Consider the following 21,069-nt stretch of genomic DNA (forward strand, 5'->3'; position numbering starts at 1 on the left):
ACGCTCGAATTTACCTTTTGCCATGTGATCTCTCCATTCCTGCTCGCCCGTGCGGGCTTTGAATTAAGTTAGCGCTGCAACCCGTTCCGGTTACGCGTATTTCTTCTGGACTTCCTGAGCGACCGCGGTGGGGACCGGCTCGTAGTGATCGAACTGCATCGTGTAGGCCGCGCGGCCCTGGCTCATCGAGCGCAAATTGTCGACGTATTTGAACATGTTGGCGAGCGGCACCATGGCGTTGACAACCACCGCCACGCCGCGCGCTTCCTGGCCCTGAATCTGGCCGCGACGGCCGTTCAGATCACCGATGACGCTGCCGACATAATCTTCCGGCGTCACCACTTCGACCTTCATGATCGGCTCGAGCAACTGCACGCCAAGCTTGGGCGCGGCTTCACGGAAGCAGGCACGGCCGGCGATTTCGAAGGCGAGCACCGAGGAGTCGACATCATGGTAGGCGCCGTCGATCAGCGTCGCCTTGACGCCGATCATCGGGAAGCCGGCGAACGGGCCAGAGGTCATGACGCTGTTGATGCCCTTTTCGACACCGGGGATATATTCCTTCGGCACAGCGCCGCCGACGATCTTGGATTCGAACAGGAATTCGCTGCTTTCCGGATTCGGCTCGAACAGGATCTTGACACGGGCGAACTGGCCGGTGCCGCCGGTCTGCTTCTTGTGTGTGTAGTCCTGCTCGTGCCTGCGGGTGATTGTCTCGCGATAGGCCACCTGCGGCGCGCCGACATTGGCCTCGACCTTGAACTCGCGACGCATGCGATCGACGATGATGTCGAGGTGCAGTTCGCCCATGCCGGAGATGATCGTCTGGCCGCTTTCCTCGTCGGTCTTGACGCGGAAGGACGGATCCTCGGCGGCCAGGCGATGCAGCGCAAGGCCCATCTTCTCCTGGTCGTTCTTGGTCTTCGGCTCGATGGCGATCTGGATGACCGGATCGGGGAATTCCATGCGCTCGAGGATGACCGGATGCAGCGGATCACAGAGCGTGTCGCCAGTCGTCGTGTCCTTGAGGCCGGCCAAAGCGACGATGTCGCCGGCGAAAGCCTCTTCGACGTCAGCGCGCGAATTCGCATGCATCTGCAGCATGCGGCCGATGCGCTCCTTCTTGCCCTTCACCGTATTGTCGACCGAGATGCCCTTGGTGAGCTTGCCCGAATAGATGCGGGCAAACGTGAGCGAGCCGACGAACGGGTCGTTCATGATCTTGAAGGCGAGCATCGACAGCGGCTCGCTGTCGTCGGCGTGACGCTCGATCTCGGCGTCGGTCTTGGCATCGACGCCCTTGATGGCCGGAACGTCGGCCGGCGACGGCAGATATTCGACGACTGCGTCGAGCAGCGGCTGCACGCCCTTGTTCTTGAAGGCCGAGCCGCAGAACATCGGGTAGAACTTCACCGCGATGGTGCCCTTGCGGATCAGGGCGCGGATCTCGTCATTGCTGGGCATCTTGCCTTCGAGGTAATTCTCGAGCGCCGTCTCGTCCATTTCGACGGCGGCCTCGATCATCTTCTCGCGATATTCTTCCGCACGTGCCCTAAGGTCGTCCGGGATCTCGACGACGTCCCAGGCGGCGCCCAGCGTCTCGTCGCGCCAGACCAGCGCGTTCATCTCGACGAGATCGACGACACCCTTGAACTCGGTCTCGGCGCCGATCGGCAGCTGCATGACGACAGCCTGAGCACCGAGGCGCGAACCGATCATTTCGACCGAGCGATAGAAATCCGCGCCGATCTTGTCCATCTTGTTGCAGAAGATCATGCGCGGCACGCGGTACTTGTCGGCCTGGCGCCAGACGGTCTCCGTCTGCGGCTCGACACCGGCGTTGGCGTCGAGCAGCGCAATGGCGCCGTCGAGCACCCGCAGCGAACGCTCGACCTCGATGGTGAAGTCGACGTGGCCGGGAGTGTCGATGATGTTGAAGCGGTGCATCTTGCCGTCACGAGCCTTCCAGAAGGTCGTGGTCGCGGCGGACGTGATGGTGATGCCGCGCTCCTGCTCCTGCTCCATCCAGTCCATGGTGGCCGCGCCGTCGTGGACTTCGCCGATCTTGTGCGACTTGCCCGTGTAGTAGAGGACGCGCTCGGTGGTCGTCGTCTTGCCGGCGTCGATATGCGCCATGATACCGAAATTGCGGTAGTCTTCGATTTTATATTCGCGGGCCATGGGAGGTGCCTCTTCAGTCTCGTTCGCGCTTCACCAGCGGTAGTGCGCGAAGGCGCGGTTGGCTTCTGCCATCTTGTGGGTGTCTTCACGCTTCTTGACGGCGGTGCCGCGGTTGTTGGCCGCGTCCATCAGCTCGCCGGAGAGGCGGTCGACCATGGTGGTCTCGTTGCGGTTGCGGGCGGCGGCGATCAGCCAGCGGATGGCCAGCGCCTGACGGCGCTCGGGGCGCACATCGACCGGAACCTGGTAGGTGGCGCCACCGACGCGGCGCGAACGCACTTCCACATGCGGCGCGACATTGTCGAGCGCCTGATGGAAGACGGTGACCGGCTCCTGCTTGGTCTTGGACTGGACCTGGTCAAGCGCGCCGTAGACGATGGTCTCGGCAACCGACTTCTTGCCGTCATACATGACGGCGTTCATGAACTTGGTGACGATCAGATCGCCGAACTTCGGGTCCGGATTGATCTCACGCTTTTCTGCACTGTGACGACGGGACATTTTTTCTCTGCCTCAATTCTGCGTGGTGGCCTGGATCCCGGATCGTCGCCTGGCGCCGTCCGGGATGACCTTGGCTACGCTTCGGTCACTTCGGACGCTTGGCGCCGTATTTCGAACGGCGCTGCTTGCGGTTCTTCACACCCTGCGTGTCGAGCACGCCGCGGATGATATGGTAGCGGACGCCCGGAAGATCCTTGACGCGGCCGCCGCGGATCATCACCACCGAGTGTTCCTGAAGATTGTGGCCTTCACCGGGGATGTAGCCGATCACTTCAAACCCATTGGTCAGGCGGATCTTGGCCACCTTGCGCAGCGCCGAGTTCGGCTTCTTCGGCGTCGTTGTGTAGACGCGCGTGCAGACGCCCCGCTTCTGCGGGTTCTGCTGCATGGCCGGGACCTTGTTGCGCTTCACCGGCGCAATGCGCGGCTTGCGGATCAGCTGGTTGACGGTAGGCATTAAACCCTCTTGTCTCTCAATTCCGTGTCTCGCCCGGTCAGGGCCGCTCAAAGCGTCATTTCCATACGCAAAGTCGGGCCACAAACCGCGCCTCGCGGTCTTGCCCGAACAAATGGCAGAGGAAGCGGAAAACGCTTCGTGCACGCCGGAAATGTCTTTTCGCTCGTAAAACGAACCCTGTTTGAGGCAAACTCCAAAGCGTGTCGCTTCGGAAGTGAGAGCCTCACATCGGTTCTGACTGGGCGGCTTCTACTCGCAAGCCTGTTGCCCGTCAACCCCGGAGCACCAAATATTACGCTGAAACCGAGGCTTGGCAGCCATGCGAAAAGCGCATGTAATTTTCTTTCACCATTTTGCAAGAGGAGGGAAGAAAGTGACCGGCCCTTGGCTGTTGCATAGCCAGGCTTCATGCGAAAAAGCGACATGAACAGCGCAAATCCCCTCGCTCGGAGGAATCGGCCCGTGAACGACAATGATGAGCGCCCGGTCACCATCATCACCGGCCGGGCGTGGAAAAGAAAGGGCGGCAAGCCGGAAGGCGTCCACCTCATGCTGGTCGCGCCCGACGACGATTCGGCGGTGCGCCGGGCGCTCGAATCACTCGCGGCCGAAGGCTACGCCGAGGCGGAGCTCGACCAGATCGGCGACCTGGACGGCGTGCCCGACGAAGAGCCGCATTTGTCGGCCTATCAGGGCGCGCTCGAAGGCGAAGTGTCGATCGTCACCTTCGACGTGCCGCTGTGACCGGCCATGTCCTTGGCCGTCGCGGTCTGGCACTGCTTGCCCGGCATCGGTTCTCTGCTAAGAACCAAGCGCAATATCAACCTGCGGAGTCCCCATGTCCCTGAATAGCGGTCCCATCAAGCTCGGCATCGTCGGGGTGGGAAAGATCGTTCGCGACCAGCACCTGCCGGCCCTGACGAAGGACCGCGACTACCGCCTCGTCGCCGCCGCCAGCCGGCATGGCAAGGTCGACGGTATCGCGAATTTCCCTGATATCGAGACGATGCTCGACGCGGTGCCTGAGCTTGAGGCCGTATCACTCTGCATGCCGCCGCAGTTCCGCTACGACGCCGCGCGGACGGCGCTCGAAGCAAAAAAGCATGTCTTCCTGGAAAAGCCACCCGGCGCCACGGTCAGCGAGGTCGAAGACCTGAAAGCACTGGCGGCGGCAAATGGCGTCTCGCTGTTCGCCAGCTGGCATTCGCGCTACGCGCCGGCGGTGGAAGCGGCGCGCGATTTTCTCGGCTCGACCACGATCAGGTCGGCTGCCATCAACTGGAAGGAGGACGTGCGCCGCTGGCATCCGAACCAGGACTGGATCTGGGCCCCGGGCGGCTTCGGCGTCTTCGATCCCGGCATCAACGCGCTGTCGATCGCGACCCACATATTGCCGGCGATGTTCATCACCTCGGCGATCCTCGATTTTCCCGAAAACCGCGCCGCCCCGATTGCCGCGCACATCGCCTTCCGCACCTCGAACGGCTTGCCGGTGGCGATGGAACTCGACTGGTGCCAGACCGGCCCGCAAAGCTGGGACATCCTGGCCGAGACGGACAAGGGCGCGATGGCGCTTTCGGGCGGTGGCGCAAAACTCGCGGTCGACGGCCGCGTCGTTCACGACGAGCCGGAAGCCGAATATCCGATGCTCTACAAGCGCTTCGCCGAGATTGTGCGCGCCGGCGTTTCCGATGTCGATCTCGCCCCGCTGCAGCATGTCGCCGACGCCTTCATGCTCGGCAAGCGCAATGTGGTGGAAGCGTTTTTCGACTGACGCTTACAATGCGGCTATGAACGACCCGCCTGCCCAGCGTTGGTAGTTGGCGAAAGCGGAAGCGCCATACAATCTCCCCCGCAAGGGGGAGATCGGCAGCTTCACCGACAGCCCCAACCTCAACACACAAAAAAGCCGCCGGGTTGCCCCGACGGCTTCGTTGCCTGAGATCTGTACCCGCCGCGCTTACTGCGCGGCGGAAGCCATGTCGGTCAGCATCGGGTCGGCGACCTCGACGCCCGACGCCTTGCGGCGCTCGTCGATGATCAGTTCGTCGCGCGAGGTGGCGATGCGCCGGATCTGGCTCATCGTGCCGCCGGTGCCGGCCGGGATCAGACGGCCGACGATGACGTTTTCCTTCAGCCCCTGCAGCATGTCGGTCTTGCCGGCAACCGCCGCTTCGGTCAGCACCCGGGTCGTCTCCTGGAAGGAGGCGGCCGAGATGAAGGACGGCGTCTGTAGCGAGGCCTTGGTGATGCCCAACAGCACCGGCTGGCCTTCGGCCGGCTTCTTGCCGTCCTCGACCAGGCGCTCGTTGACCTCTTCCAGCTCGATCACGTCGACGTGGTCGCCCGGAATGTAGGTCGAGTCGCCCTGCGCCGTGATCTCGACCTTCTGCAGCATCTGGCGAACGATCACCTCGATGTGCTTGTCGTTGATCGACACGCCCTGCAGACGGTAGACCTCCTGGATCTCGTTGACGAGGTAGGAGGCAAGCGCCTCCACGCCCTTGATCGCCAGGATGTCGTGCGGCGCCGGATTGCCGTCGAGGATATAGTCGCCCTTCTCGATGACGTCGCCGTCCTGGAGATGGAACGGCTTGCCCTTCGGGATCAGGTATTCGACCGGCTCAAGCGTCGAGTCATGTGGCTCGATGATGATGCGGCGCTTGTTCTTGTAGTCGCGGCCGAAGCGGATCGTGCCGTCGATCTCGGCGATGATGGCGTGATCCTTCGGACGGCGTGCCTCGAACAGTTCGGCAACACGCGGCAGACCGCCGGTGATGTCCTTGGTCTTGGCGCTTTCCATCGGGATACGCGCCAGCACGTCGCCGGGGCGAACCTGTGCACCCGGCTCGACCGAAAGAATGGCCTCGACCGAGAGCAGGAAGCGAGCGTCGCCGCCCTTCGACAGTTTGCCGACCTTGCCCTTGGCGTCCTGGACGACGATCGCCGGCTTGAGGTCGTTGCCGCGTGGCGTCGAACGCCAGTCGATGACCTCGCGCTTGGTGATGCCGGTCGATTCGTCCGCCGTTTCCTGGACGGAAATGCCGTCGACCAGATCCTCGAACGCCACCTTGCCCTCGATTTCGGTGAGGACCGGGCGGGTATAGGGATCCCACTCGGCGATGCGCTGGCCGCGCTTCACCTTGTCGCCATCGTCCACGAAGATGCGCGAGCCATAGGTGAGGCGGTGCGTGGCGCGCTCCTTGCCGGCTTCGTCGAGGATCAGCACCGCCATGTTGCGGCCCATGACCATCTGCTGACCGTCGGAGTTGCGCACCACGTTGCGGTTGCGGATCTCGACCTTGCCCTCATACGAGGCTTCAAGGAACGACGAGTCCACCACCTGCGCCGTACCGCCCATGTGGAAGGTACGCATGGTGAGCTGGGTGCCCGGCTCGCCGATCGACTGCGCCGCGATGACGCCGACAGCCTCGCCCTGGTTGACCGGGGTGCCGCGGGCCAGATCGCGTCCGTAGCAGACCGCGCAGACACCGACCCTGACGTCGCAAGTCAGCGCCGAGCGGATGCGGACCGACTGGACGCCGGCCTTTTCGATCTGCTCGACGTCGCGTTCGTCCATCAGCGTTCCGGCCTTGACCAGAACCTCACCCGTGACCGGATGCGTGATGTCGTCGAGCGCCGTGCGGCCGAGAACGCGCTGGCCGACGGAAGCGACGACCTGGCCGGCATCGACGATCGGCTGCATGGTGAGACCCTTGTCGGTGCCGCAGTCGACGGAGTTGACGATGCAGTCCTGCGCCACGTCGACCAGACGACGGGTCAGATAACCCGAGTTCGCCGTCTTCAAGGCGGTGTCGGCCAGACCCTTGCGGGCGCCGTGGGTCGAGTTGAAGTACTCGAGCACGGTCAGGCCTTCCTTGAAGTTCGAGATGATCGGCGTCTCGATGATTTCACCGCTCGGCTTGGCCATCAGGCCGCGCATACCGGCAAGCTGGCGCATCTGGGTGGGCGAGCCGCGCGCACCGGAGTGCGACATCATGTAGATCGAGTTCATCGGCTTTTGACGGCCATTGTCCTCGAACTCGACCGCCTTGATGCGGGCCATCATCTCGTCGGCGACCTTTTCCGAGCACTTGGCCCAGGCGTCGACGACCTTGTTGTACTTCTCGCCCTGCGTGATCAGGCCGTCATTGTACTGTTGCTCGTATTCCTTGGCCAAGGCCTCGGTGTCGGAAACCAGCTTGATCTTGGCATCCGGGATCAGCATGTCGTCCTTGCCGAACGAAATGCCGGCGCGGCAGGCGTGGCTGAAGCCGAGGGCCATGATGCGATCGCAGAAAATGACCGTCTCCTTCTGACCGCAATGGCGGTAGACGGTGTCGATCATCTTGGAGATGTTCTTCTTGGTCATCTCCTGGTTGGCGGTCTCGTACGGCACGTTGACGTTCTTCGGCAGAAGCTCGCCGATGATCATGCGGCCAGGCGTGGTGTCGTAGATCTTCGACACGACCTTGCCGTCCGCATCGACCGTGCGGAAGCGGCCCTTGATCTTGGAGTGCAGCGTCACCGCCTTGGTCTCGAGCGCGTGCTGGAGTTCGCCCATATCGGCAAACACCATGCCCTCGCCCGGCTCGTTCTGGTTGACGATCGAGAGATAGTAGAGACCCAGAACCATGTCCTGCGACGGCACGATGATCGGCGCGCCGGAAGCCGGGTGCAGGATGTTGTTGGTCGACATCATCAGCACGCGGGCTTCAAGCTGTGCTTCCAACGACAGCGGCACGTGAACCGCCATCTGGTCGCCGTCGAAGTCGGCGTTGAAGGCCGTGCAGACCAGCGGGTGAAGCTGGATCGCCTTGCCTTCGATCAGGATCGGCTCGAACGCCTGGATGCCGAGGCGGTGCAGCGTCGGCGCACGGTTCAAGAGCACCGGATGCTCGCGGATGACCTCGTCGAGGATATCCCAGACCTCCGGACGCTCCTTCTCGACCAGCTTCTTCGCCTGCTTGACGGTCGAGGAATAACCCTTGGCGTCGAGACGGGCATAGATGAAGGGCTTGAACAGTTCGAGCGCCATCTTCTTCGGGAGGCCGCACTGGTGCAGCTTGAGCTCCGGACCGGTCACGATGACCGAGCGGCCGGAATAATCGACGCGCTTGCCGAGCAGGTTCTGGCGGAACCGGCCCTGCTTGCCCTTCAGCATGTCGGACAGCGACTTCAACGGGCGCTTGTTGGCGCCGGTGATGACGCGGCCGCGACGGCCGTTGTCGAACAGCGCGTCGACGGCTTCCTGCAGCATGCGCTTTTCATTGCGCACGATGATGCCGGGCGCGCGCAGCTCGATCAGCCGCTTCAGGCGGTTGTTGCGGTTGATGACGCGGCGATAGAGATCGTTGAGATCGGACGTGGCGAAGCGGCCGCCGTCCAGGGGAACCAGCGGACGCAGGTCCGGCGGGATCACCGGGACCACCTTCATGATCATCCATTCCGGACGGTTGCCGGACTCCATGAAGTTCTCGACGACCTTGAGCCGCTTCAGATACTTCTTCTGCTTGAGCTCGGACGTGGTCGAAGCCAGCTCCGAACGCAGGTCGCCGGCGATCTTCTCCAGGTCCATGCCGGCCAGAAGGTCGTGGATGGCCTCGGCGCCGATCATGGCGGTGAAGCTATCCTCGCCATATTCGTCGACGGCCATCATGTACTCTTCCTCGCTGAGCAGCTGGTGCTCCTTCAGCGCGGTGAGGCCGGGCTCGGTGACGATGTAGTTCTCGAAGTAGAGAACGCGCTCGATGTCCTTCAGCGTCATGTCGAGCAACGTGCCGATACGCGACGGCAGCGACTTCAGGAACCAGATATGGGCGACGGGCGCGGCCAGCTCGATATGGCCCATGCGCTCGCGACGGACGCGCGACAGCGTGACTTCGACGCCGCACTTCTCGCAAATGACGCCCTTGTACTTCATGCGCTTGTACTTGCCGCACAGGCATTCGTAGTCCTTGATCGGGCCGAAAATGCGCGCGCAGAACAGGCCGTCGCGCTCCGGCTTGAAGGTGCGGTAGTTGATGGTCTCCGGCTTCTTGATCTCGCCGAACGACCAGGACAGAATCTTCTCAGGGCTGGCGAGCGAAATCCGGATGGAATCGAACACCTGTGCAGGCGCCTGGGGATTGAAGAGATTCATGACCTCTTGGTTCATGCCGTTCTCCTTTTCGGGGTCCTCGAAAACCCCTTGCATCTAGCGCGGGCCAAACGCCCGCCGACTTGATCGGCCATCGGCCGAAGAAACTTTCTTGTTTGAGCATGATCTTGGCCGAAAACCGGTAACCACTTTTCGGGATCATGCTCGGCGTCCGGCCGCGGGGAACCGCGACCGGACGTCTTGCTTATTCGGCCGCGTCGGGCAGCCGGATCGGGTTGTCGTCGAGCTTGGTGTTCTCCAGCTCGACATTGAGGCCCAGGGACCGCATTTCCTTGACCAGAACGTTGAAGCTCTCGGGGATGCCGGCCTCGAAGGTGTCGTCGCCTCTGACGATCGCCTCGTAGACCTTGGTGCGGCCGGCGACGTCGTCCGACTTCACCGTCAGCATCTCCTGCAGCGTGTAGGCGGCGCCGTACGCTTCGAGCGCCCAGACCTCCATCTCGCCGAAGCGCTGGCCACCGAACTGCGCCTTGCCGCCCAGCGGCTGCTGGGTAACGAGCGAGTACGGCCCGATCGAACGCGCGTGGATCTTGTCGTCCACAAGGTGGTGAAGCTTGAGCATATATATGTAGCCCATCGTCACTTTGCGATCGAACGGCTCGCCGGTGCGTCCGTCATAGAGCTGCGACTGACCGCTGGTGTGCAGGCCCGCCTGCTCCAGCATGATGTTGATGTCGGCCTCGTGCGCGCCGTCGAACACCGGTGTCGCGATAGAGACGCCGCGGCGCATCTGCTCGCTGAGGCGAACGACGCTGTCGTCGTCATAATCGCGGATCGGCTCGTTGCGGTCGTTGGCCGGCATGAAGCTCTCGAGCGTCTTGCGCAGCGGCTTGATGTCGCCGCCTGTCTTGTAGGCGTCGATCAGCTCGCCGATCTTCCTGCCCATTCCGGCGCAAGCCCAGCCCAGATGCGTCTCCAGGATCTGGCCGACATTCATGCGGCTCGGCACACCCAGCGGGTTGAGCACGATATCGGCATGCGTGCCGTCCTCGAGGAACGGCATGTCCTCGACCGGAACGATCCGCGACACGACACCCTTGTTGCCGTGCCGGCCGGCCATCTTGTCGCCGGGCTGCATCTTGCGCTTCACCGCCACGAAGACCTTGACCATCTTCATGACGCCGGGAGGCATCTCGTCGCCGCGCTGCACCTTCTCGACCTTGTCCATGAAGCGCTGTTCGAGCGCCTTCTTGGAATCGTCGTACTGGCCACGCAGGGCTTCCAGTTCGCTCTGGAGCTTTTCGTTCTCCACCGCAAACTGCCACCACTGCGAACGCGGATACTCGTCGAGCGTGTCCTTCGACAGCTTCGAGCCCTTCTTGAAACCCTTCGGCCCGGCAATCGCATCCTTGCCGACGAGAACGTCGGACAGGCGCGAATAGACGTTGCGGTCGAGGATCGCCTGCTCGTCGTCGCGGTCCTTGGCGAGGCGTTCGATCTCCTCGCGTTCGATCGCCATGGCGCGCTCGTCCTTCTCCACGCCGTGGCGGTTGAAGACGCGCACTTCGACGACGGTGCCGAAGGTCCCAGGCGGCATGCGCATGGAGGTGTCACGCACGTCCGATGCCTTTTCGCCGAAAATGGCGCGCAGAAGCTTTTCTTCCGGCGTCATCGGGCTTTCGCCCTTCGGCGTGATCTTGCCGACCAGGATGTCGCCCGGCTGCACTTCCGCACCGATATAGACGATGCCCGCCTCGTCGAGGTTCTTCAGCGCTTCTTCCGAGACGTTGGGAATGTCGCGGGTGATTTCCTCCGGCCCGAGCTTGGTATCGCGCGCCATGACCTCGAACTCCTCGATGTGGATCGAGGTGAAGACGTCGTCGGCGACGATGCGCTCGGACAAGAGGATCGAGTCCTCGTAGTTGTAGCCGTTCCACGGCATGAACGCGACCAGCACGTTGCGGCCGAGCGCCAGATCGCCGAGCTCGGTCGACGGCCCGTCGGCGATGATGTCGCCCTTGTTGACCAGGTCGCCCATGCGCACCAGCGGACGCTGGTTGATGCAGGTGTTCTGGTTCGAACGCTGGAACTTCATCAGCCGGTAGATGTCGACGCCCGACTTGCCGGGATCGAGATCTTCGGTGGCGCGGATGACGATACGCGTCGCGTCGACCTGGTCGACGACGCCGCCGCGGCGGGCGCCGATGGCGGCGCCGGAGTCACGGGCGACGATCGGCTCCATGCCGGTGCCGACGAACGGCGCTTCGGCGCGCACCAGCGGCACGGCCTGACGCTGCATGTTCGAGCCCATCAGCGCGCGGTTGGCGTCGTCGTTCTCGAGGAACGGGATCAGCGCCGCGGCCACCGACACCATCTGCTTGGGCGACACGTCCATCAGATCGACGTTTTCGCGCGGCGCCATCATCACTTCGCCGGCGTTGCGGCAAATGACGAATTCGTCGACGAAACGACCATCCTTGTCGAGCTCGGCATTGGCCTGGGCGACGTGGTGCTTGGCCTCTTCCATCGCCGACAGATAGACGACCTCATTGGTCAGCTTGCCGTTGACGATCTTGCGGTACGGGCTCTCGATGAAGCCATACTTGTTGACGCGCGCAAAGGTGGCCAGCGAGTTGATCAGACCGATGTTCGGGCCTTCCGGCGTCTCGATCGGGCAGATGCGGCCGTAATGCGTCGGGTGCACGTCGCGCACCTCGAAGCCGGCGCGCTCGCGGGTCAAACCACCGGGTCCAAGCGCCGAGAGACGGCGCTTGTGGGTGATCTCCGACAGCGGGTTGGTCTGGTCCATGAACTGCGACAGCTGCGAGGAACCGAAGAACTCGCGCACGGCGGCAGCCGCCGGCTTGGCGTTGATCAGGTCCTGCGGCATCACCGTATCGATCTCGATCGAGGACATGCGCTCCTTGATCGCGCGCTCCATGCGCAAGAGGCCGACGCGGTACTGGTTCTCCATCAGCTCGCCGACCGAGCGCACACGGCGATTGCCGAGATTGTCGATGTCGTCGATCTCGCCCTTGCCGTCGCGCAGTTCGACCAGCGTCTTGACCACGGCCAGGATGTCGTCCTTGCGCAGCACGCGCACGGTGTCCTCGGCCTTGAGCTCGAGGCGCATGTTCATCTTGACGCGGCCGACGGCCGACAGATCATAGCGCTCGCTGTCGAAGAACAGCGAGTTGAACATGGCTTCGGCGGTTTCCAGCGTCGGCGGCTCGCCGGGGCGCATAACGCGGTAGATGTCGAACAGCGCGTCCTGGCGGCTCTCGTTCTTGTCGACGTTGAGCGTGTTGCGGATATAGGCGCCGACATTGACGTGGTCGATGTCGAGAACCTTGATCTCGTCGTCGCCGGCGGCGAGAAGCACTTTTAGCGTCTTTTCGTCGATCTCGTCGCCGGCTTCGAGGAAAATCTCGCCGGTCGCATAGTTGACGATGTCCTCGGCAAGGTAGTTGCCGAGCAGATCCTCGTCGGTCGCCTTGATCGCCTTGAGACCCTTTTCGCCGAGCTGACGGGCCTGGCGTGCGGTGATCTTCTTGCCGGCCTCGACGACGACCTCGTTGGTGTCTGCATCGATCAGGTCGCCGACAGCCTTGAGGCCGCGGAAACGCTCGACGTTGAACGGGATGCGCCAGTGGTCGCCGGCGCGCTTGTAGGTGATCTTGTTGTAGAAGGTCGACAGGATCTCCTCGGCGTCCATGCCGAGCGCCATCAACAGTGACGTCACCGGAATTTTGCGGCGACGGTCGATGCGGGCGTGCACGACGTCCTTCGAGTCGAACTCGATGTCGAGCCACGATCCGCGATAGGGGATAACGCGCGCGGCAAACAGCAGCTTGCCCGACGAGTGCGACTTGCCCTTGTCATGGTCGAAGAAGACTCCCGGAGAACGGTGCATCTGCGAGACGATGACGCGCTCGGTGCCGTTGACGATGAAGGTGCCGTTCAAGGTCATGAGCGGCATGTCGCCCATGTAGACGTCCTGCTCCTTGATGTCCTTGATCGACTTGGCGCCGGTATCCTCGTCGATATCGAACACGATGAGGCGCAGCGTCACCTTGAGTGGCGCGGCATAGGTCAGGTCGCGCTGACGGCATTCGTCAACGTCGAATTTCGGCGCTTCGAACTCGTACTTCACGAATTCCAGCATCGAGGAGCCGGAAAAGTCGGAGATCGGGAACACCGATTTGAAAACCGCCTGCAGTCCCTCGTCAGGACGCCCGCCCTTGGGCTCCTCGACCATCAGGAACTGGTCATAGGATGCCTTCTGAACCTCGATCAGGTTCGGCATCTCCGCAACTTCCGGAATCTTTCCGAAGAATTTGCGTACGCGTCTGCGGCCATTGAAAGTTTGTGTCTGGGCCATCGTCGCTCCTTAGCTCGATTCTCGGGGCGAGCCTCGCCGCGGCTCGCCTTGCATTCTCGGCCACCTTCGGCGGCGGCCTTTTATTTGTTCACCCGCCACCTGTCGGTGGCCGGTCAAAACGGGAGAAAACCCGTTTCCTGAAGGCCGGTTTACGGCCCTCAGGAAAGAGGTTTTCGTACTCTTCGCGTTACGCAGCCTCCCTTCGCGCCAAGGGAGCGGCGGACGGCGCGAAGCCGCCCGCCGATATCAAACGCTTACTTCAGTTCGACCTTGGCGCCGGCTGCTTCCAACTGGGCCTTGAACTTGTCCGCGTCGGCCTTGGAAACAGCTTCCTTGACCGGCTTCGGAGCCGCCTCGACCAGGTCCTTGGCTTCCTTGAGGCCAAGACCGGTGATGGCGCGAACTTCCTTGATGACGTTGATCTTCTGAGCGCCCGCCTCGGTGAGGACGACGTCGAATTCCGTCTTTTCCTCGACCGGAGCAGCAGCAGCCGCAGCACCGCCGGCGGCAGCAACCGCCACCGGAGCAGCAGCGGAAACGCCCCACTTTTCTTCCAGAAGCTTCGACAGCTCGGCCGCCTCGAGGACGGTCAGCTTCGAAAGGTCGTCTACGATCTTTGCCAGATCAGCCATTGCAATATTCCTTCATAAGGTTCGAACGTGTGTTTGTGATAGCGAGGAACGGCCTCATGCCGCCTCGTCCTTCCGGGCGTAAGCGCCGATGACGCGCGCGACCGAAGCCGCAGGCGCATTGACGATCTGGGCGATCCGGGTTGCCGGCGTGGCGATCATGCCAACCAGCCTGCCGCGCAGCTCATCGAGCGACGGAAGTGTGGCGAGTGCCTTCACACCGTCGGCGTTGAGCGAGGTGGTGCCCATTGCGCCGCCGAGAATGACGAGCTTGTCATTTCCCTTGGCGAAATCGGACGCGACCTTCGGCGCCGCAATCGGATCCTCCGAATAGGCGATCAGCGTCTGTCCCTTGAACAGGTCGATGATCGATGCGGAGTCCGTGCCCTGAAGAGCGATTTTGGCGAGACGGTTCTTCGCGACTTTGACGGTGCCACCGGCGACACGCATTTTCGACCTAAGGTCGTTCATTTGCGCGACGGTGATACCGGCGTAGTGGGCCACGACGACTGAACCAGCGCCCGAAAACGCTTCATTCAGGCCCGTGACGAGTTCGCGTTTTTCCGCTCTGTCCACTGCCTATCTCCAGTTGACCCCAATCCTGTTAACGGGAACATTCCCATTACGAGGACAGGCGTCGGGTTGCCTTTTGCCGGCCGGGCCATCCAGTAACGGATCTCCCGAACGACGCTCGAGGATCCTGCCCCCTTTCGCCACACCAGCCGGCAAGCCGAATGGTGCGCAGACAAAAGGCAAACACGGTTCGAACCTTTCATTGGAGCAGTCGCTCCGTTGTCCGGTCTTCACCCGTCTCATGCAGGCCCACATGAATTAAGGCCCCCTTGAACCAAGGCTTGGGGCCGCCCGCAATCTCGGACAGGATGTCCGGAAGCCTTCCGACTTCCGGTACCGGGCCGCCGAGATAACTCGGAGGCCCGGAATTCTGTTTGCGGATCAGCCCTTTAGCGGCAGATCCAAATGGTTCGTATCAGGACGCTGCCAGCGTCGAGACGTCGAGCTTGAGGCCAGGGCCCATCGTCGAGGTGACAGACACCTTCTTGACGTAGTTGCCCTTGGCGCCAGCCGGCTTCGCCTTGGTCACCGCGTCAGCAAAGGCGCGGACGTTCTCTTCCAGCGCCTTGACGTCGAACGAGATCTTGCCGACGCCGCCATGAACGATGCCGGCCTTCTCGACGCGGAACTCGACCGCGCCACCCTTCGACGCCTTGACGGCGGCGGTAACGTCGGTGGTGACAGTGCCGACCTTCGGGTTCGGCATCATGCCGCGCGGGCCGAGCACCTTGCCCAGACGGCCGACCAGCGGCATCATGTCCGGCGTGGCGATGCAGCGATCGAAGTCGATCGTGCCCTTCTGGACGATGTCGACCAGATCCTCGGCGCCAACGATATCGGCGCCCGCCGCCTTGGCTTCCTCGGCCTTGTCGCCACGCGCGAAAACCGCGACGCGGACGGTACGGCCGGTGCCGTTCGGCAGGTTGACCACGCCACGGACCATCTGGTCGGCATGGCGCGGGTCGACACCCAGGTTCATCGCGATTTCAACGGTCTCGTCGAACTTCACCGAGGACCGGTCCTTGAGCAGCTTCAGCGCATCACCCAAGGCATAGGCCTTGTTGGGATCGATGCCTTCGCGGGTCTTCGATACACGCTTTGCAATCTTTGCCATGATCTCAGCCCACCACTTCCAGACCCATCGAGCGGGCGGAGCCCTCGACCATGCGCATGGCCCCCTCGATATCGGTCGCGTTCAGATCCTTCATCTTCTGCTCGGCGATGGCGCGCACCTTGTCGCGGCCGATCGTGCCGGCCTTGACCTTGCCCGGCTCCTTCGAGCCCGACTTCAGGTTTGCGGCCTTCTTCAGGAAGTAGCTCACCGGCGGCGTCTTCATGACGAAGGTGAACGACTTGTCCTGGTAGTAGGTGATCACGACCGGAACCGGCGATCCCTTTTCCATTTCCTGGGTCTGCGCGTTGAACGCCTTGCAGAACTCCATGATGTTGATGCCGCGCTGACCAAGCGCCGGTCCGATCGGGGGCGACGGCGTCGCCGAGCCCGCGGAAACCTGGAGCTTGAGCTGGCCTGCAATTTTCTTAGCCATCTCTTCCTGCCTTTATCTCATGCCGGCCCCAAATCTGGGCAACACCGGCGGTTGCAGTCTGGTGGTGCGGTTCCCGCGGCGGGCTAAAGCCGCGTTCGCCTCCCACCCCGTTTTGGCCGCGATTTCCACGCCGCCTCCCCCACCGCCGAATTGGCGACAAGGATTTCGGATCAGCCCTTTTCGACCTGTCCGAATTCGAGATCGACCGGCACGGCGCGCCCGAAGATCGAAACCTCCACCTTGAGCCGCGCCCGCTCCTCGTCCACTTCCTGGACGAAACCGTTGAACGAGGCGAACGGACCGTCCGAGACGCGAATCGCCTCGCCGATCTCGAAAGTGACCGACGGCTTCGGCCGCTCGACGCCTTCCTGCACCTGGTTCAGGATGCGCTGGGCCTCGGCCTCGGTGATCGGCACCGGCTTCGAATCACCCAGGAAGCCGGTGACCTTCGGCGTGTTCTTCACGAGCGAGAACACTGCGTCGGTCAGGTTGGCCTTCAGCAGCACGTAGCCCGGGAAGAACTTGCGCTCGGCATCGACCTTGCGGCCGCGGCGTATCTCGACGACCTTCTCGGTCGGCACCACGATCTGCTCGATGTCAGCGGACAGGCCTTTCTGCTTGGCCTTGTTCTCGATGTCCTCAGCGACCTTTTTTTCAAAGTTCGAATAGGCGTGGACGATGTACCACCGCGCAGTCATTTCAAGACTTCTCCGTAATCGCCGGACTTAGCGTCCAATGCCCAGAATCTGCTCGACCGCGAGGCCCATGAGCTGATCGGCAGTAAAGAAAAAGATCATCGCGATCACAGCGAACGCCAGAACCATCACCGTCGAGATCATCGTTTCGCGACGCGACGGCCAAGTCACCTTGGCGGTCTCCGCGCGAACCTGCTGGAGAAAGACGAAAGGATTTGTGGTTTTCGAAGCCATGTGCCGCCTGTCTGCAAGACCCGTTGACCGGATCTCCTGGATGATCCCGCTGGCCGGGATGTGCCGCCTGGAGCCCGTGTTCGCGCCGAATCAGCGCAATCATTTCGCCCATGCAAATCGGACGCGTAAAGCCGGCTTCCCAGCTCCACGCGTCGCGTGTCTGTTTCGTCTACATAAAACCGATTCTTGATCCACGCAAGTGGCAAGTGTCCGCTTTATGCCAAACGCCGCCTCGGAACCATCCAGTCGTCCCGTCCCGGCTATGGCGCTCTTATGCCTCAAGACAGCCTATATGGCAAGCCACCGCGCGATTTTCAAAAGGTCGATGCGCAGAAGACCAGACAATTTTCACGAATTGCCCATTTCGAAAAATGGCACGGTTTCATGAATTGGCCATTTCGAGAAATGGCACGGGCAGCAGGGCTCGAACCTACGACCTGCGGTTTTGGAGACCGCCGCTCTACCAACTGAGCTATGCCCGTATCGCGCGCTGCTATTTCATAAAGCGGACAAGAACTCAAGTCGAGTTTTTAGGCGTGGCCGCGCCGGGCTGCAATCGTCGAAATCCGAGGGCCAGCGCCCAGGTGCATATCAGAAGTTCGAGGGCAAAAGTCCAATGCAACATGAAGCTCATGACCCAGTTGCGATACATCGCCGGAACCGTGACGAGTTCGAGCGCACGCCGGTCGAACGGCATTAGCCACATGATAGGCGACGCCACGCTGTCCAGGATCATATGTATCATTGCGGCGGCAAAGAAGGCGCCGACCGGGGCCAGATATCGCGGATCCCGCCATTTCGCGACCGACAGTGCCAAAAGGCCAACCCCTGCCCAGAAGAGCGGCCAGTGCGTGATGTAGGCGTGGTGGTGGGTTCGTCCGCCATCGACAAAATGGAAGTAGAGCATGTCGAGGTCCGGGACGACGCTGCCGAGCATAGCCGCCGCCATGATCCCCGATCTGCCGGGCCAACGGTTTTGTGCGAAAGTACCGAGTATGTAGCCAGCCGGAAGATGAGCGATCAGCATCGCCAAACCTCTGTTCATTGCCGAGTCGATCGAAACGTCGCGGCATACTGTGGCGCATTCAGGAAGGGTTACCCCGCTTCTCCCCAAGCTAGGGAGAGGGCTATTTCGCGCTCGGTGGCTTGTACGGCCCGCCGGGCACGCCCCAGCCCCAGGCCGGCATCGGTTCCGTCTCCGGGTCGCAGGTCTCGCCAAGGTTGGAGTTCATCCTCGCCAGCCGCGACCCCCATTCGACATAGGCAGTGAAAGCCGAGCGGAACTCCGGATCGTCCGGCAACCCTACTTCATCGGCGGCGTCAGTGAGCAGGTTGATCCAGCGGCGTCGCTGTTCCTCGCTCAGATGCTTACCCAGATGGTGCATCACCATCTCGCGGTGGCCGCCATGCTCTTCGCTGTAGGTCTTCGGTCCGCCAAAGACCTCTCCGATGAAGGCAGCGACATGGGCAGAATGGTCCGGCGACATGTTTTTGAACACCGGGCCGACGATCGCATCCCTAGACACCTTGCCGTAGAAGGTATGGGTCAGGCGGTTCAGCGCTTCGGTGCCGCCGGCCCATTCGAACAATGTCGGGACGTCCTCGTTCATCACCGATCCTCGATTGCAACTGACAGCGACGATAGCGGAACGATCGTGCGGAGCTCAACCTGCCTCGATGGCCAGTTTGGGCCGGCTGCGGTGTCTGCACCTTACGACTTGACCGGCGCGTCGGCCTGAACCTCTGACGTCGACACGACGCGGCAATTCTCCGGCACTGGCTCCGACTTGCAGATGGTCGGACCGGTAAATTCATCTGCCGAACCAAGCCCGGTCGTCAGCCCGACTTGCAGCATCATCTCGGGTTCGAGCTGCCGATGGCGCGAGGCCGGCACCGACCGCATCGCCCCCAGCAGACCGGGTCCGACCGCCATGTCCCTAAGATAGGTCTTGACCCGTTGATCCAACCCCATCGAGTGCACGGTCAACTGCGCGCGAGGACCGACAAGGCGTCTGACACCGCCGGCAAGCATGATCGGGCAGGCCGCGCCACACGCGCCGCTCGCATCGATCGTCAGCCCGACATAGACGCCATCCTCGGCGGTGCAATCCGCCTTGTCCGACTCGCATCCAATGAACTCCGTCCGCGCAACCGCCACGTCGAGCTTGCGTTCTCGGATCAACCTTCCGGCGGCCAGAGCGCCGAGCACGTCGCCTCCCGGCGAGTTGATCACCACGGGCAGTCGCCGATCACCGATCGTGTCCAGCAGTTGGCGCAGCCGTTCCGGCGTTTGAGCGCTGATCGTGCCTTCCGCCGAGATCCATTCGGGACAGTTGGGATCGCAGAGAAAACTTCTGCCGCGAACCAGGACGAAACGCATATCGCCAACATCGGCCCGCTGCCCGGTTTCAGGTTCGACCGGCGCGGCGGGAGCGGGCTTGGCGAATGCTACCACGTTGCCGGCTGGCGCCGGTATTTCCCTGCAGTTCGCGGCCACCGGATCAGCCTTGCACAGGGTTGCCGCGGTCAGCAGGTCGACGGTATCCAGGCTGGTCACGAGCTTCGCCTGCAGCATGTCGTAGGGCGCCAGCTGCTGGATGGTGCTGGCCGGGGTGTTCTTCATCGTCTCGAGCACGGCATGGCCGACGCCCATTTCGTTCAGATAGGCAGCCAGTCTTTTCTCCACCGACCTGCTCATCTCGTAGGTCTTGTAGCTGCCGGCGTTCTTGCGGCCGACGATCTTCTTGCTGACGATCTTTTTCTTGCCTCCGACCACGCGATAGGTGGTCCGGTACTGCAATTTCGTCCGGATGTAGGTCGTGGTGATCTGGTGCACGCCGAGAAAGGCCCATTGCCCGACGACGCGCCTGATGCCGCCGGCAAACATCAGCGGACAGGCGGAATTGCAGATGGCGCCGTCGGCATAGGCATCGCCGAAATAGCGAGCGCCCTTGCCGTCGTTTTCCTTGCAGCCCTTGGCATCGGGCTGGCAACCGGTGAACCGGGTTTTGCCGACCGCGATATCGAGCTTGTTCTTGCGGAGCAGCCGGCCAAGCGCCAGCGCCGCTTCGACGTTGCCGCCGGGAGAATCCACGACAACGGGCAGTTTTCGGCTACCAAGCCCCTTGAGCGTGCGTTTGAACAGGGCCGGCGTGCCGGCTACTATCGAGCCTTCAGCCGATATCCATTCCGGGCAGGTCGGTTCGCAACCAGGCGCGCTGCTGCGGACGACGACAAATCGCATCGTCGGGCCAAGATCCGGGGCGGATTTTTTGGTGTTCGCCGCGAAGGCAGCGTGTTCCATGACCAGGAACGACGCCAGGCAGATCAACCCAAGCATCCACCATGCCTGACCACTCAGACGGTGCCATGAAACCATTCGGGCAAGCCCCCCGCAATGCGATCTATACTAGTCCAGCTTTGAAGGCTTGCAACATGGATTTACGACGACGCCGCAGGCGCCGGGCGTACCTAAAAAAGGCAAGCCGGCTGTACCCAAATAAGCAAAAAGGGCAGCCCGAGGACTACCCTTTCGCATTCAATCTGACCGGCCAGCGCCGGCGCCCACTATTCTTTGATGGTGACGACGATGCCGGCACCGACGGTGCGGCCGCCTTCACGGATGGCGAAGCGCAGCTTCTCTTCCATGGCGATCGGCACGATCAGCTCGACATCGACGGTGATGTTGTCGCCCGGCATCACCATCTCGGTGCCTTCCGGCAGCGACACGATGCCGGTCACGTCGGTGGTGCGGAAATAGAACTGCGGCCG

At 62.3% G+C, this 21,069-nt stretch carries 17 protein-coding genes and 1 tRNA gene; 2 read left to right on the forward strand and 16 right to left on the reverse strand.

What is annotated here, in order from left to right; all coding sequences use genetic code 11:
• Window positions 1-90 precede the first annotated feature (90 nt).
• The 3 genes from fusA to rpsL form a co-directional block, all read right to left on the reverse strand.
• Window positions 91-2,181, reverse strand: coding sequence for an elongation factor G (fusA, locus tag BQ8794_RS23465; protein ID WP_077381036.1), 2,091 nt, complete (start codon window positions 2,179-2,181; stop codon window positions 91-93).
• Window positions 2,182-2,211: 30 nt separating this feature from the next.
• A complete protein-coding gene (gene rpsG / locus BQ8794_RS23470; protein WP_008875664.1) occupies window positions 2,212-2,682 on the reverse strand; it encodes a 30S ribosomal protein S7 in 471 nt (156 codons plus the stop codon).
• 85 nt (window positions 2,683-2,767) lie between these two features.
• Window positions 2,768-3,139 (reverse strand): 30S ribosomal protein S12, encoded by a 372-nt coding sequence (gene rpsL / locus BQ8794_RS23475; protein WP_006333356.1) that lies wholly within the window; start codon window positions 3,137-3,139, stop codon window positions 2,768-2,770.
• Window positions 3,140-3,601: 462 nt separating this feature from the next.
• On the opposite strand from rpsL, the gene BQ8794_RS23480 reads away from it, so the two are divergent.
• On the forward strand, window positions 3,602-3,883 hold the full coding sequence (locus BQ8794_RS23480; RefSeq protein WP_023798115.1) for a hypothetical protein: 282 nt from the start codon (window positions 3,602-3,604) through the stop codon (window positions 3,881-3,883).
• A gap of 94 nt (window positions 3,884-3,977) precedes the next feature.
• Window positions 3,978-4,913 (forward strand): Gfo/Idh/MocA family protein, encoded by a 936-nt coding sequence (locus BQ8794_RS23485; protein WP_077381037.1) that lies wholly within the window; start codon window positions 3,978-3,980, stop codon window positions 4,911-4,913.
• Between the two features lie 186 nt (window positions 4,914-5,099).
• Here the strand turns inward: BQ8794_RS23485 and rpoC are convergent, their stop codons facing one another.
• The 13 genes from rpoC to BQ8794_RS23550 all read right to left on the reverse strand — a co-directional run.
• Window positions 5,100-9,296 carry a DNA-directed RNA polymerase subunit beta' gene (gene rpoC / locus BQ8794_RS23490; protein WP_027155820.1) on the reverse strand — a complete coding sequence of 1,399 codons (4,197 nt, stop codon included), beginning with the start codon at window positions 9,294-9,296 and terminating at the stop codon, window positions 5,100-5,102.
• Between the two features lie 187 nt (window positions 9,297-9,483).
• A complete protein-coding gene (gene rpoB, locus BQ8794_RS23495; RefSeq protein ID WP_077381038.1) occupies window positions 9,484-13,620 on the reverse strand; it encodes a DNA-directed RNA polymerase subunit beta in 4,137 nt (1,378 codons plus the stop codon).
• Between the two features lie 254 nt (window positions 13,621-13,874).
• A complete protein-coding gene (gene rplL / locus BQ8794_RS23500; RefSeq protein WP_023680442.1) occupies window positions 13,875-14,252 on the reverse strand; it encodes a 50S ribosomal protein L7/L12 in 378 nt (125 codons plus the stop codon).
• A gap of 54 nt (window positions 14,253-14,306) precedes the next feature.
• Window positions 14,307-14,825, reverse strand: coding sequence for a 50S ribosomal protein L10 (gene rplJ, locus BQ8794_RS23505; protein WP_065011395.1), 519 nt, complete (start codon window positions 14,823-14,825; stop codon window positions 14,307-14,309).
• Window positions 14,826-15,237: 412 nt separating this feature from the next.
• Complete coding sequence (gene rplA, locus BQ8794_RS23510) at window positions 15,238-15,936, reverse strand: 50S ribosomal protein L1 (protein WP_027155818.1); 699 nt, start codon at window positions 15,934-15,936, stop codon at window positions 15,238-15,240.
• A gap of 4 nt (window positions 15,937-15,940) precedes the next feature.
• Entirely contained in the window at window positions 15,941-16,369 is a 429-nt protein-coding gene (gene rplK, locus BQ8794_RS23515; RefSeq protein ID WP_023798121.1) for a 50S ribosomal protein L11, read from the reverse strand.
• 170 nt (window positions 16,370-16,539) lie between these two features.
• The gene (gene nusG, locus BQ8794_RS23520) at window positions 16,540-17,067 is read right to left on the reverse strand and encodes a transcription termination/antitermination protein NusG (RefSeq protein WP_006333333.1); all 528 of its coding nucleotides are present in this window, start codon (window positions 17,065-17,067) and stop codon (window positions 16,540-16,542) included.
• 27 nt (window positions 17,068-17,094) lie between these two features.
• Window positions 17,095-17,298, reverse strand: a complete 204-nt coding sequence (secE, locus tag BQ8794_RS23525; protein ID WP_013531408.1) for a preprotein translocase subunit SecE — start codon at window positions 17,296-17,298, stop codon at window positions 17,095-17,097.
• A gap of 406 nt (window positions 17,299-17,704) precedes the next feature.
• Window positions 17,705-17,780, reverse strand: a tRNA-Trp gene (locus tag BQ8794_RS23530).
• A gap of 35 nt (window positions 17,781-17,815) precedes the next feature.
• Window positions 17,816-18,325, reverse strand: coding sequence for a metal-dependent hydrolase (locus BQ8794_RS23535; protein ID WP_077381039.1), 510 nt, complete (start codon window positions 18,323-18,325; stop codon window positions 17,816-17,818).
• 100 nt (window positions 18,326-18,425) lie between these two features.
• Complete coding sequence (locus BQ8794_RS23540) at window positions 18,426-18,908, reverse strand: group II truncated hemoglobin (RefSeq protein WP_077381040.1); 483 nt, start codon at window positions 18,906-18,908, stop codon at window positions 18,426-18,428.
• Window positions 18,909-19,009: 101 nt separating this feature from the next.
• Window positions 19,010-20,677: a COG3904 family protein gene (locus BQ8794_RS23545; RefSeq protein WP_077381041.1), complete on the reverse strand. Its 1,668-nt coding sequence runs from the start codon at window positions 20,675-20,677 to the stop codon at window positions 19,010-19,012.
• A gap of 188 nt (window positions 20,678-20,865) precedes the next feature.
• Window positions 20,866-21,069 (reverse strand): EF-Tu C-terminal domain-related protein (locus tag BQ8794_RS23550; RefSeq protein WP_483189060.1); only part of this gene is annotated, 204 nt, incomplete at its 5' end.

It is taken from the genome of Mesorhizobium prunaredense (assembly GCF_900156895.1).
GTDB lineage: Bacteria > Pseudomonadota > Alphaproteobacteria > Rhizobiales > Rhizobiaceae > Mesorhizobium > Mesorhizobium prunaredense.